General features: G+C 75.2%; 14 protein-coding genes and 6 tRNA genes. 10 read left to right on the top strand and 10 right to left on the bottom strand.

Annotated features, from left to right (window positions below; all coding sequences use genetic code 11):
- Nucleotides 1-1,236: a uroporphyrinogen-III C-methyltransferase gene (cobA, locus tag ACFY15_RS23285; RefSeq protein WP_390689239.1), complete on the top strand. Its 1,236-nt coding sequence runs from the start codon at nucleotides 1-3 to the stop codon at nucleotides 1,234-1,236.
- Between the two features lie 42 nt (nucleotides 1,237-1,278).
- A complete protein-coding gene (locus ACFY15_RS23280) occupies nucleotides 1,279-2,094 on the top strand; it encodes a TrmH family RNA methyltransferase (RefSeq protein WP_390689238.1) in 816 nt (271 codons plus the stop codon).
- Nucleotides 2,095-2,161: 67 nt separating this feature from the next.
- Here the strand turns inward: ACFY15_RS23280 and ACFY15_RS23275 are convergent, their stop codons facing one another.
- Nucleotides 2,162-3,400 (bottom strand): protein kinase, encoded by a 1,239-nt coding sequence (locus ACFY15_RS23275; protein ID WP_390689319.1) that lies wholly within the window; start codon nucleotides 3,398-3,400, stop codon nucleotides 2,162-2,164.
- A gap of 720 nt (nucleotides 3,401-4,120) precedes the next feature.
- On the opposite strand from ACFY15_RS23275, the gene ACFY15_RS23270 reads away from it, so the two are divergent.
- Nucleotides 4,121-4,330 (top strand): hypothetical protein, encoded by a 210-nt coding sequence (locus ACFY15_RS23270; protein WP_390689318.1) that lies wholly within the window; start codon nucleotides 4,121-4,123, stop codon nucleotides 4,328-4,330.
- 205 nt (nucleotides 4,331-4,535) lie between these two features.
- Here ACFY15_RS23270 and ACFY15_RS23265 read toward each other — a convergent pair.
- The 5 genes from ACFY15_RS23265 to ACFY15_RS23245 form a co-directional block, all read right to left on the bottom strand.
- Nucleotides 4,536-4,607: transfer RNA gene (locus ACFY15_RS23265), tRNA-Val, on the bottom strand.
- A gap of 48 nt (nucleotides 4,608-4,655) precedes the next feature.
- Nucleotides 4,656-4,727, bottom strand: a tRNA-Val gene (locus ACFY15_RS23260).
- Between the two features lie 34 nt (nucleotides 4,728-4,761).
- A tRNA-Val gene (locus tag ACFY15_RS23255) sits at nucleotides 4,762-4,833 on the bottom strand.
- A gap of 1 nt (nucleotide 4,834) precedes the next feature.
- A tRNA-Cys gene (locus tag ACFY15_RS23250) sits at nucleotides 4,835-4,908 on the bottom strand.
- 38 nt (nucleotides 4,909-4,946) lie between these two features.
- Nucleotides 4,947-5,019 (bottom strand) — tRNA-Gly (locus ACFY15_RS23245).
- A 182-nt stretch (nucleotides 5,020-5,201) separates the two neighbouring features.
- On the opposite strand from ACFY15_RS23245, the gene ACFY15_RS23240 reads away from it, so the two are divergent.
- The 3 genes from ACFY15_RS23240 to ACFY15_RS23230 are packed head-to-tail and all read left to right on the top strand — an operon-like array spanning nucleotide 5,202 to nucleotide 7,988.
- The gene (locus tag ACFY15_RS23240) at nucleotides 5,202-6,287 is read left to right on the top strand and encodes a chorismate-binding protein (protein ID WP_390826011.1); all 1,086 of its coding nucleotides are present in this window, start codon (nucleotides 5,202-5,204) and stop codon (nucleotides 6,285-6,287) included.
- On the top strand, nucleotides 6,284-7,105 hold the full coding sequence (locus ACFY15_RS23235; protein WP_390689236.1) for an aminotransferase class IV: 822 nt from the start codon (nucleotides 6,284-6,286) through the stop codon (nucleotides 7,103-7,105). Before ACFY15_RS23240 ends, ACFY15_RS23235 begins: the two co-directional genes overlap by 4 nt.
- Nucleotides 7,106-7,154: 49 nt before the next feature.
- Nucleotides 7,155-7,988, top strand: coding sequence for a GNAT family N-acetyltransferase (locus tag ACFY15_RS23230; protein WP_390826010.1), 834 nt, complete (start codon nucleotides 7,155-7,157; stop codon nucleotides 7,986-7,988).
- A gap of 1 nt (nucleotide 7,989) precedes the next feature.
- On the opposite strand, the gene ACFY15_RS23225 is transcribed toward ACFY15_RS23230, so the two are convergent.
- Entirely contained in the window at nucleotides 7,990-8,487 is a 498-nt protein-coding gene (locus tag ACFY15_RS23225) for a DsbA family protein (protein ID WP_042820776.1), read from the bottom strand.
- Nucleotides 8,488-8,649: 162 nt separating this feature from the next.
- On the opposite strand from ACFY15_RS23225, the gene ACFY15_RS23220 reads away from it, so the two are divergent.
- Nucleotides 8,650-9,060, top strand: a complete 411-nt coding sequence (locus tag ACFY15_RS23220) for a hypothetical protein (RefSeq protein WP_390826009.1) — start codon at nucleotides 8,650-8,652, stop codon at nucleotides 9,058-9,060.
- Between the two features lie 136 nt (nucleotides 9,061-9,196).
- Nucleotides 9,197-9,397 carry a hypothetical protein gene (locus tag ACFY15_RS23215; RefSeq protein WP_366454309.1) on the top strand — a complete coding sequence of 67 codons (201 nt, stop codon included), beginning with the start codon at nucleotides 9,197-9,199 and terminating at the stop codon, nucleotides 9,395-9,397.
- Here ACFY15_RS23215 and ACFY15_RS23210 read toward each other — a convergent pair.
- Nucleotides 9,356-9,970 carry a CGNR zinc finger domain-containing protein gene (locus tag ACFY15_RS23210; protein WP_390689231.1) on the bottom strand — a complete coding sequence of 205 codons (615 nt, stop codon included), beginning with the start codon at nucleotides 9,968-9,970 and terminating at the stop codon, nucleotides 9,356-9,358. The two genes, ACFY15_RS23215 and ACFY15_RS23210, sit on opposite strands and share 42 nt — an antisense overlap.
- 219 nt (nucleotides 9,971-10,189) lie before the next feature.
- Complete coding sequence (locus tag ACFY15_RS23205; protein ID WP_030011909.1) at nucleotides 10,190-10,603, bottom strand: SsgA family sporulation/cell division regulator; 414 nt, start codon at nucleotides 10,601-10,603, stop codon at nucleotides 10,190-10,192.
- A 177-nt stretch (nucleotides 10,604-10,780) separates the two neighbouring features.
- Between ACFY15_RS23205 and ACFY15_RS23200 the strand changes: the two genes are divergently transcribed.
- Together ACFY15_RS23200 and ACFY15_RS23195 are read left to right on the top strand one after the other, a co-directional pair.
- Entirely contained in the window at nucleotides 10,781-11,218 is a 438-nt protein-coding gene (locus ACFY15_RS23200; RefSeq protein ID WP_390689230.1) for a TIGR02611 family protein, read from the top strand.
- 69 nt (nucleotides 11,219-11,287) lie between these two features.
- Nucleotides 11,288-11,359 (top strand) — tRNA-Val (locus ACFY15_RS23195).
- A 69-nt stretch (nucleotides 11,360-11,428) separates the two neighbouring features.
- Here ACFY15_RS23195 and ACFY15_RS23190 read toward each other — a convergent pair.
- On the bottom strand, nucleotides 11,429-14,074 hold the full coding sequence (locus ACFY15_RS23190) for an SCO7613 C-terminal domain-containing membrane protein (RefSeq protein ID WP_390826008.1): 2,646 nt from the start codon (nucleotides 14,072-14,074) through the stop codon (nucleotides 11,429-11,431).
- Between the last annotated feature and the right edge of the window lie 119 nt (nucleotides 14,075-14,193).

Genomic DNA, 14,193 nt, shown 5'->3' with positions numbered 1-14,193 from the left:
ATGGGAAACCCGGCACACCCCGCCTACCCCGTAGGACTGCGCCTGACCGGGCGCCGCGTCGTCGTCATCGGCGGCGGACAGGTCGCCCAGCGCCGCCTGCCCGCCCTCGTCGCCGCCGGTGCGGACGTCCTGCTGGTCTCCCCTTCCGCGACCCCCTCCGTGGACGCGATGGCCGAGACGGGGGAGATCCGCTGGGAGCGGCGCCGCTACCAGGACGGTGACCTCGACGGTGCCTGGTACGCCCTGATCGCCACCCGGGACCGGGAGGCCAACGACCGTGCCTCCGCCGAGGCCGAGGCCAAGCGGGTCTGGTGCGTGCGGGCCGACGACGCCGAGGCGGCGACCGCCTGGACCCCGGCGACCGGCCGGGTCGAGGGCGTCACGGTGGCCGTGCTCAGCGGCAACGACCCGCGCCGTTCCGCCGCCGTCCGCGACGCCGTCGTCGAGGGGCTGCGCGACGGCTCCCTCACCGCCGCCCGCCCGCACACCCCCGGCGTGGCACTGGTCGGCGGCGGTCCGGGCGACCCGGACCTGATCACCGTGCGCGGCCGGCGCCTGCTCGCCGAGGCCGACGTGGTGATCGCCGACCGGCTCGGCCCCCGCGACCTGCTCGACGAACTCCCGCCGCACGTCGAGGTCATCGACGCCGCGAAGATCCCGTACGGCCGTTTCATGGCCCAGGAGGCCATCAACAACGCCCTCATCGAGCATGCCAGGGCCGGCAAGGCCGTCGTCCGGCTCAAGGGCGGCGACCCGTACGTCTTCGGCCGCGGCATGGAGGAGCTCCAGGCCCTCGCCGAGCACGGCATCCCCTGCACGGTCGTACCGGGCATCTCCAGCTCCATCTCGGTGCCCAGCGCGGCCGGGATCCCCGTCACCCACCGCGGCGTGGCGCACGAGTTCACCGTGGTCAGCGGCCACGTCGGCCCCGACGACCCGCGCTCCCTCGTGGACTGGGCGGCGCTGGCCAGGCTCACCGGCACCCTGGTCGTCCTGATGGGCGTCGACAAGATCGGGCTGATCGCCGAGGCCCTCGTCAAGCACGGCCGTTCCGCCGACACCCCGGTGGCGGTCATCCAGGAGGGCACCACCGCCACCCAGCGCCGGGTGGACGCCACCCTGGCCACGGTCGGCGAGACCGTCCGCGCCGAGGAGGTCCGCCCGCCGGCCGTCATCGTCATCGGTGACGTGGTCGGCGTGCACGTCCCCGGCGAGCTTCCCACCGCCGGCGCCTGACAGGCCGTTGGCACCACACCCCGGACAAGGCAGTATCACCCTGTGGCTGATCTCATCACCGTCGAAGACCCCGACGACCCGCGCCTGAGCGACTACACCGGCCTGACCGACGTGGAGCTGAGACGGCGCCGCGAACCCGCCGAGGGCCTGTTCATCGCCGAGGGCGAGAAGGTCATCCGGCGGGCCAAGGACGCCGGGTACGAGATGCGCTCGATGCTGCTCTCCGCCAAGTGGGTGGACGTCATGCGCGACGTCATCGACGAGATCCCGGCCCCGGTCTACGCCGTGAGCCCGGACCTCGCCGAGCGGGTCACCGGCTACCACGTGCACCGCGGCGCCCTCGCCTCGATGCAGCGCAAGCCGCTGCCCACGGCCCAGGAGCTGCTGGCGTCGGCCCGCCGGGTGGCCGTGATGGAGGCGGTCAACGACCACACCAACATCGGTGCCATCTTCCGCAGCGCCGCCGCCCTGGGCATGGACGCGGTGCTGCTGTCGCCGGACTGCGCGGACCCGCTCTACCGCCGCTCGGTGAAGGTGTCGATGGGCGCGGTGTTCTCCGTCCCCTACGCCCGCCTGGAGGCCTGGCCCAAGAGCCTGGACACCGTCCGGGAGTCGGGCTTCAGGCTCCTCGCCCTCACGCCGCACGAGAAGGCCTCGCCGATCGACGTGGCGGCCCCGCACACCCTGGAGCGGGTGGCGCTGATGCTGGGCGCCGAGGGCGACGGCCTTTCGACGCAGGCGCTGGTCGCCGCCGACGAATGGGTACGCATCCCCATGGCGCACGGGGTGGACTCGCTCAACGTGGGCGCGGCCGCGGCCGTGGCCTTCTACGCGGTCGCGGGCGGCGGACGCTCCTAGCCGGCCCCCGAAGCGACGCAGGAAGGGGCGCCCTGCCGCACGGCAGGGCGCCCCTTCGTCTTCCCGGTCACAGCTTCTGCGCGAGCGCGATTCCCAGCGCCACCAGCAGGGTCACGACCACGAACACGATCAGCCGCTGCCGCAGCAGCTTCGGGTCCGGCCGCGAGGGCCGCCGCCCCGTGCCGGTCGTGCGCGGCCCCGTGCGGCCCCCGGTACGGCTCCCCGTACGGCCCGCCGTCGACCCCGGGTTGCGGGGGCCCGACGGCCTCGGGCGGGCCCCGCTGTGCGGCCCCTGCGGCCGGGGCGCGGGCGTGGTGCCTCCCGGCCGGTCGCCGCCGCGGTCCGCGGGGCGTTCGGCGGCGGTCCGGCCGCCGGTGCGCCGCTCCGTGTCCTGCCCCGCGTACCCGGCGGCCCGCTCTGGCAGCCGGCCCGTGGTCCGCTCGACCCGGGCGCGCTGGGCCGGCGGGCGGACGTCGCCCAGCCCCTGGGCCTCGCGGGCGGCGATCTCCTTGAGCCGCATCGACAGCTGGAGCGTGCTCGGCCGTTCCTCGGGATCCTTGGCGAGGCAGGCCTGCACCAGCGGGGCCAGCGCGTCCGGAACGCCGACCAGGTGCGGCTCCTCGTGCACCACCCGGTACAGCATGACCTCGGAACTGCCGTGCCCGAAGGGCGAGTCGCCCATCGCGGCGTAGGCGAGGGTGGCGCCGAGGGAGAACACGTCGGTGGCCGGGGTGACGGCGGCGCCGCGCACCTGCTCGGGCGCGAGGAAGCCGGGGGAGCCCACCGCGGTGCCGACGTGGGTCAGGGTGCTGGCCCCCGTGGCCCACGCGATGCCGAAGTCGATGATCCGCGGCCCCTTGGGCGACAGCAGGATGTTCGAGGGCTTCAGGTCCCGGTGGACGACGCCGGCCTCGTGGACGGCGACCAGTCCCTCGGAGAGCGCGGCGCCGATGGCGGCGATCTGCGCCGCCGTCAGGGGGCCGTCCTCGGCCACCTTGTCGTGCAGCGAGGGGCCGGGCACGTACTGGGTGGCGAACCAGGGGCGCTCGGCCTCCAGATCCGCGGCCACCAGCCGGGCGGTGCACCCGCCGCGGATCCGCCGGGCGGCGGACACCTCACGGGCGAACCGGGAGCGGAACTCCTGGTCCTCGGCCAGGTCGGGCCGGATCACCTTGAGGGCGACGCGCTGACCGCGCCGGTCGGAGCCCAGGTAGACGACCCCCATGCCGCCGGCACCGAGCCGCCGGTGCAGTCTGAAGGAGCCGACGACACGCGGATCCTCGCGCCGGAGCCGCATCATCGCCATGTCCACCCCGCTGACGGTCGTCCTGCTGACCTGGCACAGCTTACGGACCATCCGGCACCGGTGCTCAGAGGCCGCGCCCTCGTCGGGAGATTCGATTGTCAGTGCGTGGCACGCCACTTGAGGGTGTGTCGGCCCGCACGGCCCCCGTTCGGGGGACGTCGGACGACGCCCCCAAGGGGCCCTCGCGCCAAGGGGATTGGCCTCGTCAGAGCCCCTGCGGCCACCCGCGGCAAGGAGGGAGGAACAGCGGCGCACGACCGGGCCCGTCAACACCCCGTACGAGGACACGTGTGCGCGGGGAGTGGCTGAAGTGAGCGAAGTCACCGGACGAAGTGTGGAGGCCGCCCCACCGCCCCGCGGGCGCCGGCCGGCCGACCTGTGGTCCCGCGGAGCCGCGTGCGAGCTGTGTCCGACACTCATGCCTGCGGCGGGCCATCACCCGCTGGTGGCGGGCGAGTCCGGCTGCGACCTTCCTTCCGTGCCCGGTGTGCGGCAGGTCGAGGGGTCGACACCCTTCGGTCGTCCCCCCATCCCCTCCGGGATGACCCCCAGAGGGCGGCGGGGATCTCCACCCAGGGGAGTAGGCGCGGGGTGTCCGCGTCATCCTCCCGGAGGCCCGGCAATGGGTACGAGGGCATGAGGCCGACGGCCTTCCCGGCGCCTAGTGTTGAAGACGAGCGGCGGGTGGCGCACTCGTCCCCCGAGGTCACGGGCCCGCCGCTGCCAGACGACAGGGAGAGGACCATGGCGGACATCGCACGGCAGGGACGCAGGCTGTTCGCGTTCAACGGCCATGAGTCCGGTACGCGCCACCCGCTGGTGGCCGCGGCCATGGTGCTCCCCCTGGCCGCCCTCCTGCTCTTCCTCTTCGGAGGATTCGATCAGGTGGCGGCGCAGGCGTCGTCCGTGGGCGTGATGCTGGGGCGCTGAGCGGCGCCCCGGGTCCGGGAGAGCGGCCCGGGCCGGGACATCGGCCTGTCGAACCCCGTGGGGACGGGGGAGCGGCGGACGGCAGTTGAAGGGTGTTGCCCGTACGGCTGGGGAGCCGTACGGGCAACACCCCTTTCCACGTCCCCGCACGCAGTGCACGCACGGAAGCCCCGGCCGTCTGGACGGCCGGGGCTTCCGGTTGCGGTGCGCGATACTGGGATTGAACCAGTGACCTCTTCCGTGTCAGGGAAGCGCTCTCCCGCTGAGCTAATCGCGCGGGCTGCGGTGAAGAACCGCAGGTCAAAAAGGTGGTGCATGTACTGCGTGCGCGATACTGGGATTGAACCAGTGACCTCTTCCGTGTCAGGGAAGCGCTCTCCCGCTGAGCTAATCGCGCGGGGATCCTTACGGACCGGGTCCTTGCGGACCAGTGGACGATACTGGGATTGAACCAGTGACCTCTTCCGTGTCAGGGAAGCGCTCTCCCGCTGAGCTAATCGTCCTTGGAGGTGGAGACGGGATTTGAACCCGTGTAGACGGCTTTGCAGGCCGTTGCCTCGCCTCTCGGCCACTCCACCTCGGAGTGTGCGGGGTCTCGGGAAGATCCCCCACTCAGAGCGGACGACGAGACTCGAACTCGCGACATCCACCTTGGCAAGGTGGTGCTCTACCAACTGAGCTACGTCCGCAGTGTCACCGTGTTCGCTCCGGGGTTTTTCCCCTTCGCTCCCTGGCGACGTGTTGAACTCTAGCGGATTCCCGGGCCAGCTCAAAAACGCGTTTCCGCAGCGTGCTGCCGACCCGGTCACCAGAGGTCACCCGCCGGTCACCTCACCGGCGGCATCGCGCCACCGGTCATAGACTCGCAGCCGTGCACGACCTGCCTCCCCTGGCCCGCTTCGGCGGCCTCCTCGCGACCGACCTCCGAGACGTCACCAGCGATCCCACCGCCCTGGACTCCACCGGGTTCTGGGTGGTGAGCGCGGACTTCGAGGGTCGGCTGATCTGCGCGCGCTTCGGGGACATACGCCCCGACCCGGTGCCCGCACCCGTCCCCGGCGCCTGGCGCGGCCCCGCCGCCCACCGCTGGACCTCCTCCCTGGACCGCTCCGCGTACGTCGCGGGCGTCCGCAGGATCCGCGAGTACATCGCGGCGGGGGAGGTCTACCAGGCCAACCTCTGCCGCGTGGTCTCCGCGCCGCTGCCCGACCCGGCCGCCGCCGACGTGGACGCCCTGACCGCCCTCCTCGCGCGCGGCAACCCCGCCCCCTACGCAGGAACGATTCGGCTCCGCGCCCACGGCGTGGAGATCGCCACCGCCTCCCCGGAGCTCTTCCTGCGCCGGGCCGGCCGGCGCGTCGAGTCCGGGCCGATCAAGGGCACCGGCCGCACCGCGGCCGACCTGCTGCCCAAGGACCACGCCGAGAACGTGATGATCGTGGACCTCGTCCGCAACGACCTGGGCCGCGTCTGCGCCACCGGCTCCGTCACCGTCCCCGAGCTGTGCGCCCTCGAGGAGCACCCCGGCCTGGTCCACCTGGTCTCCACGGTCGGCGGCGAGCTCGCCGAGGGCGCCGGCTGGCCCGAACTGCTCGACGCCACCTTCCCGCCCGGCTCCGTCACCGGCGCGCCCAAGTCCTCCGCCCTGCGGATCATCGAAGAGCTGGAGACGGCCCCGCGCGGCCCCTACTGTGGGGGCATCGGCTGGGTGGACGCCGACCGGGGCACCGCGTCGCTCGCCGTCGGCATCCGCACCTTCTGGATCGACCGCGAGGCCCCCGGCGGCCCCCGCCTGAGCTTCGGCACCGGTGCGGGCATCACCTGGGGCTCCGACCCCGAGCGGGAGTGGGCCGAGACCGAGCTGAAGGCCGCCCGGCTGCTCGCCCTGGCCTCGGAGGGGCCCGTGCCGGGTGCCGACGAGACGACGCACGACCTGAGTGGAGGAACCGTACGGTGAGGATCTGGCTCGACGGAACGCTGCGGGACGCCGCCGACGCGAAGGTGTCCGTCCTCGACCACGGGCTGACGGTGGGCGACGGGGTCTTCGAGACCCTCAAGGCCGAGAACGGCACCGTCTTCGCCCTCACCCGGCACCTGGAGCGCCTCACCCGCTCCGCCCGGGGCCTCGGCCTGCCCGACCCCGACCTCGACGAGGTCCGGCGCGCCTGCGCCGCCGTCCTGGAGGCCAACCCGATGCCGCTCGGCCGGCTGCGGATCACCTGCACCGGCGGCCCGTCCCCGCTCGGCTCCGACCGCGGCGAGACCGGGCCCACGCTCGTCGTCGCCGTCGGCGAGACCGTCCGCCGGCCCGACACCACGGCCGTGATCACCGTCCCCTGGGTCCGCAACGAGCGCTCCCCGCTGACCGGCCTGAAGACCACCTCGTACGCAGAGAACGTGGTCGCCCTCGCGCGGGCGCACCGGGACGGGGCCTCCGAGGCCCTCTTCGCCAACACCCTCGGGCAACTCTGCGAGGGCACCGGCTCCAACGTCTTCGTCGTCCTCGACGGGGAGCTCCACACCCCGCCCGTGGCCTCCGGCTGCCTCGCCGGCATCACCCGCGCGCTGGCCGTCGAATGGACCGGGGCCCACGAGACCGACCTGCCCTTCGACGTCCTGGAGCGGGCCGAGGAGGTCTTCCTGACCTCCACCCTGCGCGACGTCCAGGCCGTCCACCGCGTCGACGGGCGCACCCTGGCGGCCGCCCCCGGGCCCGTCACGGCCAAGGCCATGCGGGTCTTCGAGGAGCGCGCCGCGTCCGACCTCGATCCGTGAGCCCCGCGCACCGTGGTGACACCGGCGCGCGGCGGGTAGAACTCGACGGATGACCACCACCCTGCGGCCGAGCGGGCCGCTTCAGCAGAGCGAGGGCGGCGCGCGCTCGCGCCCGTACGAAATCCGCGTCAACAGCAGGCGCGTCGGGGCCCTCGTGATCGCCGCCGACACGCCCTTCGGGCCGACGGTGGGGGAGATCCGGGACCTGGCCGTCGACGAGCCGGACCGCCGCCGCGGCCGGGCCACGGTCGCCGCGCTGGCCGCCGAGGAGGTGCTGCGCGGCTGGGGCTGCCGCCGGGTGCGGATCTCGGTCCCGGCGGACTCCCCGGGCGGCCTGCGGCTGGCCGCGGCCCTCGGCTACGCCGAATCCGGCCGGAACATGTCCAAGGAGCTCCCGGAGGGCCCGCCGGCCCTCTCCGAGGGGGTGCGGGGCCGCCCGATGACGCGGGCCGAGTACGCGGCGTGGGACGTCCGGGCCCGCGAGGAGTACGCGGCGAGCTGGGCGGCCCGGGGGATGGACCCGGAGGCCGCGCGGGCCAAGTCGGAGGCCGACCACGACGGGCAGCTCCCGCAGGGCCTGGACACCCCCGGTGCCACCTTCGCGGTCCTGGAGGCGGCCGGGACCCCGGTCGGGCACCTGTGGCTCGCGCCGGCCGGGGAGGCGGGCGCGGAGGCGTACGTGTACGAGGTCGCGGTGGCCGAGGAGCACCGGGGCCGGGGCTACGGCCGGGACCTGATGCTCCTCGCGGAGCGCACGGCGATCGCGCAGGGCCACCGCGAGCTGGCGCTGCACGTGTTCGCCGGCAACGTGCCGGCCCTGCGGCTGTACGAGTCCCTCGGCTACCGGACCACCCGGGTCAACTACGCCAAGGAACTCCTCTGAGTCAGCCGGCGGCGAGCAGCCGGTCGGCGATCTCCTCGATGCGGGCGCGCAGGCCCTCCTGGCTCTTGCCGCCGTCCAGGCGCTGTCCGTCGATCACGTAGGTGGGAGTGCCGGTCACGCCGATGGCCTTGCCCTCGGCCTGGTCGGCGTCGACGATCAGGATGTGCCGGCCGTCGATCAGGGCGGTGTCGAACTCCTCGGCGTCCAGGCCCAGTTCGCGGGCCACGTCCAGCAGTACGGCCTCGCCGCGTTCGCCGAGCTCGGCGGTCCTGGCCAGCACCGCCTCCGCGTACGGCCAGCCCTGCCCCTGCTCCAGGGCCTCCTCGGCGGCCTGCGCGGCGGCGAAGGCGTGCTTGTGCTTCTCCAGCGGGAAGTGGCGCAGCCGGATGTCCAGCCGGTCGCCGTAACGGGCCCGCAGGGCGCGCACGTCGTCCAGGGCGCTGTGGCAGTCCGGGCACTGGAGTTCGCACCAGACGTCGAGGATCACGGAATCGGTCATGCGGACAGTCTCCCAGACCCCCCGGGGGCACCCGGGGAGGAGGAGCGACCCCGAGATGTCCCGGAGATCGGGCCGCGCGGGGCCGTGGCCGTGGCCGCGGCGGCGGTGGCCGGTGCAGGATGGAAGGGACAGAACGCCCACCGCAGCCCGCCGGAGGACCGCATGCTCGCCGAGACCATTTGTAGCGCGGTGTCCGCGGCGGGCCTGGGCATCGCCGCCGTGACCGCGTACCGCAGGCGCTTCCTGAAGGCCGCGCGGATCACCGCGTACGCGCTGGTGCCCCTGGGCCTGGTGCTGACCGGGGTGGTGGAGTGGCTGTCCGGGATCGTCTTCCAGCCGGCCGTGTGGATCGGCTTCGCGCTGCTTGCCCTGTCGTGGGTGCTGCTTGCGACCACCCGGGCCGTCGAGCGCCGCGGCGCGGCCGCCTCCGGGAAGGCCCCGGGGGCCGTCGCCCCCGGCGCCTCGGCGCCCGCCCTGGGCGGCGGGGCGGCCGGGCCCGCCGCGAAGCCGCGCAGCGCCCCGGGGGAGGACTTCTCCGACATCGAGGCCATCCTGAAGAAGCACGGCATCTGAGCCCCTGGCCCCCTAGCGCACCGGGCCGCCGGGGGGCGGGAGAAGCCCGGGGAAACCACCCGAAGTGGGGAGAGACGGCGAACTACCGCATGATTCGGGGCGTTCGGGGGGTCGGCTGCGCGATCATCACCCCGACATGCTCGACACATCGCAGGGTGAGCCGCCGGCTCCCGTCCCCGTTGCCGAGGCCCCCGTCGCCCTGGCCCCCGCGCCCCCCGGATCCCCCGAAGCGCGCGGCTGTCTGTTCGCCCTCTCCCAGCCGCCATTGATGATCTTCCTGGCGGTGATCGGGGTCCTACTGCTGCTCGCCGCCGTGCACGATCTCTACCTGCTCTGAACCGGAGCCCTCCGGGTGGCTGTCGGCGCCCTTGCGGCGGGCCCGGTACGCGGCCACGTGCAGCCGGTTCCCGCAGGTCCGGCTGTCGCAGTAGCGGCGCGAGCGGTTGCGTGAGAGGTCGACGAAGGCCCGTCGGCAGTCCGGGGCCTCGCAGCGGCGCAGCCGCTCCTGCTCTCCGGAGACCACGATGAAGGCCAGTGCCATGCCGCCGTCGGCCGCCAGGTGGTCGCCCACCGACGCCCCCGGGGCGAAGTAGTGCACGTGCCAGTCGTAGCCGTCGTGGTCGGTCAGCCGCGGGGTGGTGCCGGCCGTGGCCACCAGCTCGTTGATCAGCGCGGCCGCCGCGCGGGAGTTCGGTGCCGCGAAGACCTGCGCGAACTTGTCCCGTACCGTCCGGACCCCGGTGAGGTCGCGGGAGCCCAGTTCGCCGACGTCGCTGATCGCGTGTTCCTTGACGAAGCCGTGCAGCGCGGTGACGTCGGCCAGTCCGTCGGGCCGGTCCGGCTCGGCCGCGGTGTTGACCAGCGCGACGACGACGTCGAGCGCGCGACGGGTGTCGTGGGGGATCTGCACGGGGGGTCGCTCCCTGGAGGCCGGCCTGTCGGCGACGGGCCGCTGCCGCCGCCGTGGGGGCCGACTCTAGCGGTTGGCGTCAACAGGGCGCCCGGTCAGCACACCGGCGCCGCCCCCGCGGGTGGCTCCCGCGGGGACAGCGCCGGTCCTGCCGTATGGGGTTGTCCGTGCGGCACCGTCGCCCCGAGTCGGACGGTGCCGGGCGGCTGGGGGTCTGGCTCAGCTTTCGGCCAGGATGTGGGAGAGCTCCTTGTCGAGGTCGAAGTGCCGGTGCTCGGTCCCGGGCGGGACCGCCGCATCCGTGCGCTTCAGGAACGACTCGAGGGCTCGTGCGGGTGCTTCCAGCAGCGCTTCTCCCTCCGGTGAGCTCAGGGCGATGCAGACGACGCCCTGGCCGTGGCTGCGGGACGGCCAGACGCGGACGTCGCCGGTACCGGTAGGCCGGTGGAGGCCCTCGGCGAGGAGGTCGCGGGCGAACACCCATTCGACCGTCTCCTCGGCGCCGGTGTGGAAGGTGGCGTGCACGGCGTAGGGATCGGCCGTGTCATACCGCAGGCCCGCCGGAACAGGCAGGGAGGACTCGCTCGACACAACGAGGCGCAGGTGCAGCTCGCAGCTGACCGTGGTGTTCATAAGCGCCAGGGCCTTTCGCTCAGTGTGCGCTCGGGGATTCGCACGTCGGCGAAATCGACATGCCACCTACGGTGCCGTTGTAAACCCCTCTGACCGTTTTGCGGACCTCTGGGTCCCTCGGACGGCGGATCCAAACCGGCATTCACGTGTGCATCCGGCTCCGGTAGATTCGGCGCCATGAATACGGGGAGTGATCGCGGAATCAACGAATCCGCTACGGGTGGTATCGCCGACGAGGAGGCGCCGCACGTCTCGAAGGCGCCCGCCTTCATCAAGGCCAACCGCAGCCTGCACCTGAGCTGGCAGGTCGGCGTCTTCGTCGTCGGCCTGGTCGTCATCGGCGCCGGCGTCGCGATGCTCGTCCTGCCCGGACCGGGCTGGGTCGCGATCTTCGCCGGCCTGGCGATCTGGGCCACCGAGTTCGCGTGGGCCCACCTGGTCCTGCGCTGGACCAAGCGCAAGGTCACCGAGGCCGCGCAGAAGGCCCTCGACCCGAAGGTCAGGCGCCGCAACATCATCCTCACCAGCGTCGGCCTGGCCATCGCGGGCGCGCTGATCGGCGTCTACCTGTGGAAGTACGGCCTCACGCCGCCGTGGCACCTCAAGGACCAGTGATCGTCCGGGGGTGGTCCCGGGGGTGGTCAAGGAGCACCGCTGACATGCGGTAATGTTTGCGGTGTGCCCGGGCGATTAGCTCAGCGGGAGAGCACTTCGTTCACACCGAAGGGGTCACTGGTTCGATCCCAGTATCGCCCACCCGGAGCAGAGGCCCCGGAGATTCTCGAGAATCTCCGGGGCCTCCGCCGTTTCCCGGCGCCCGGCCCCTCAGCGGAGCCGGCCGAGGGCCGCGCGGAGCCTGCGGGCCTCCCGCAGCCGGCTCTCGTACGTCGCCCCCACCGCCAGCAGCAGCAGCCCCGCCAGCGCGGGCGGCACCCAGCGCGGCAGCAGACCCGCGACCTGCACCACGTACGGGGCCAGCTCGTGCACCGCCACCCCCGCCAGCACCACCGCGCCCAGCAGCAGCGGCGCCTGGAGCCGCCGGTGCGCCCCGGCCAGCGTCACCGCGAGCGCCCCCAGGCCCAGCAGCAGCGGCCGCGGCCAGTACGGGTCGCCCCAGACGGCCGCCAGGCTCGGCAGCAGCGTTGCCGCCAGCCCCGGCCCGTACGCGGCCCAGGACGAGGCCCGCGGGTCCCGGCGCCGGCGCACCAGGCCCACCGCCAGGGCGAGCGCCGTCACCGGCAGCGCGTACGCCTCCGGCACCGCCACCCCCGACGCCCCCAGCCGCACCCAGACCGCCGCCACGCCCAGCGGCCCCGCCGCCCGGCCCAGCCCCCGCCGGTCGGCCCGCAGCGCCCCCGCCGCGCAGACCGCCCCGCCCAGCCCCAGCGCCAGGGCCGACACCGGCGCGTCCCCGACCGTCAGGGCCAGGGCGAGCAGCCCCGCCCCCGCCGCCGCGACCTCCGCCGGCACGCGTACCGCGCCCAGCCGGGGCCCGAGGGCCACCACCGCCGCCGCGACGGCGAGCACCCCCACCCCCGTCCAGGCCGGCGCCACGCCCGCCGACGCGCCCAGCGCCACCACCGTCGCCGCCGCGTACCCGACGGCCCCCACCGCACCGGCGCCCCGCAGCGCCGCCCGGGCGCCCCCGTACGCCGCTCCCAGCGCGGCCGCGGTGCCCAGCGCCACGGACACCGCGACGGTGGCCGTACGGCCGTCCAGCGCCGCCAGGGACACCCCGAAGGCCCCCACCGCCGCGCACCCGCCGGCCGCCCACGCCACGGCCGGCTCCGCGGCCCGCAGGGCCACCGCCCCGGCCGCCACCACCAGCGCCAGCTGCGCCACGAGCACCGCCGCCACCGGCAGCCCCGCTCCCGCCGACGCCGCGAACAGCCCGGCCCACCCGCAGACCACCCCCACCGCCGGAGCCTCCCGCCCCGTCAGCCCCGGGGCGTCCCGCCGGGGACCGGTCCCGCCCGGGCTGCCGGTCGCGGCCTCCCGCTCCGGCAGTGCCGGGGCGTCCCGCCGGGGACCGGTCCCGCCCGGACCACCGGTCGTGGTCGCCTGCTCGGGCTGCCCCGGGGCGCCCCCCGATGGTCCGGCCCCGTGCAGGCCGCCCGCCGCGCCCGGCAGGGCCCCGGAGTTCCCGTGCGCGGCCGCGGAGGCGGCGGGTTCGGCCGGCCGGACGCGGGGGAGGAGGCCGAAGACCCCGGCCGCCAGCAGCAGGACCACCGCGAGCCCCGCCCCCGGCCCCTCCGCGCGCGGCCCCGCCGCGGCCCAGTCCCCGCCCGCCGACGCCGGCCGCGACACCAGCAGCCACAACACCGCCGGCAGCCCCGCCAGCGCGGCCAGGGCTGCCACCCCCGCCCCGGCCCGGGCCAGCCCCCGCCGCACCGGCTGCGGGAGCCGGCCCGCCCGTACCGCCGCCACCAGCGCGAGCCCCGCCGCCACCCGCACCGCCACCGGCCACCACACGGAACCCGACCCGGCCGGAACGAGCGCACCCACCGCCGCCACCGCCGCCAGACCTCCCGCGACCGCGGCCGCCGAAGCCCGCGGCTCCCGCCAGGCCACCGCCACGCCCAGCAGGGCCCCCGCAGCCAGCAGCAGCGCCGGGCCGGCCGCCCCGGGCTCCACCAGGGAACCCGCCAGCCCCGCCGCCATCGCCGACCCGCCCAGCGCCCCCGCGCACCCCCACGCGGCCACCCGCACCGCCCGCCGTGCCACCGCCACCGCCAGCACCGCGTCCAGCGCGGCCGTCGCCAGCAGCGCCCAGCCGGTCCCCGTCAGGTCGGCCCCCGCCGCGGCCGCCGCCAGCGGCAACGGCAGCTGCCCCGCACCCACCGCGGCGAGCGGCGCCGTCCGCAGCCCGCGCACCACCGCCCCGTGGCCCGCCCACAGCCCCGCCAGCGCCGCGGCCGCCCACGCCGCGAAGGCGGTGCCGCCGCCGTCCGGCAGGGCGACCGCGTGCAGCGCGTACGCGTCCAGCACCGTCAGCGCCAGCGCCACCCCCGCGACCGCCTCGGCCGTCGAACGCAGCCCCCGCCGCACCAGCGCCAGCGGCGCCGCCAGCGCCGCAGCCGTCACCACGCCCAGCACCGCGCCGCGCCCCCCGATGCCCAGGGAGCCCCAGCTCACCAGGGTGAAGGCCAGTGCGGCCACCGCCAGCAGGACCGCGCCCAGCACCAGCAGCACGTTCTGGGCACCCGGCTTCGCGGCGGCGGTACGAGGGGCCGGGGCGGCGGGAAGGCCGCCGGCCGGGGTGAACGGCGCGGCCGGCGGCCCGAAGGCACCCGCCGCCGTCCCCCAGGCCTGCGCACCCGCCGCCGTCCCCGCCGGCATCGGGCCCGACGGCCACAGCAGTCGCAGCAGCCAGTCCCGGCGGGCCAGCAAGTGCAGCCGCCGGGCGTCCAGTCGGGCCAGCTCGGCATCGATGAGCGCCAGCTCCCGGGCCGGCGGCAGAGGGGTGTCCATAGCCGGAGTGTGGCGCCCGTCACGCCGTCAGGACATGGGCGTGCGTACTCAGATCGCCCCTGAGTACGCAAACACCCCCCTCCGCATCCCGGCCTCCCCGTCCCGGGGGCCTTCGCGGG

The organism is Streptomyces sp. NPDC001373 (assembly GCF_042895815.1).
In the GTDB taxonomy this organism is placed as follows: domain Bacteria; phylum Actinomycetota; class Actinomycetes; order Streptomycetales; family Streptomycetaceae; genus Streptomyces.
The sequence above is the reverse complement of the archived record's forward strand: the minus strand, read 5'-3'. Positions and strand labels throughout refer to the sequence as shown.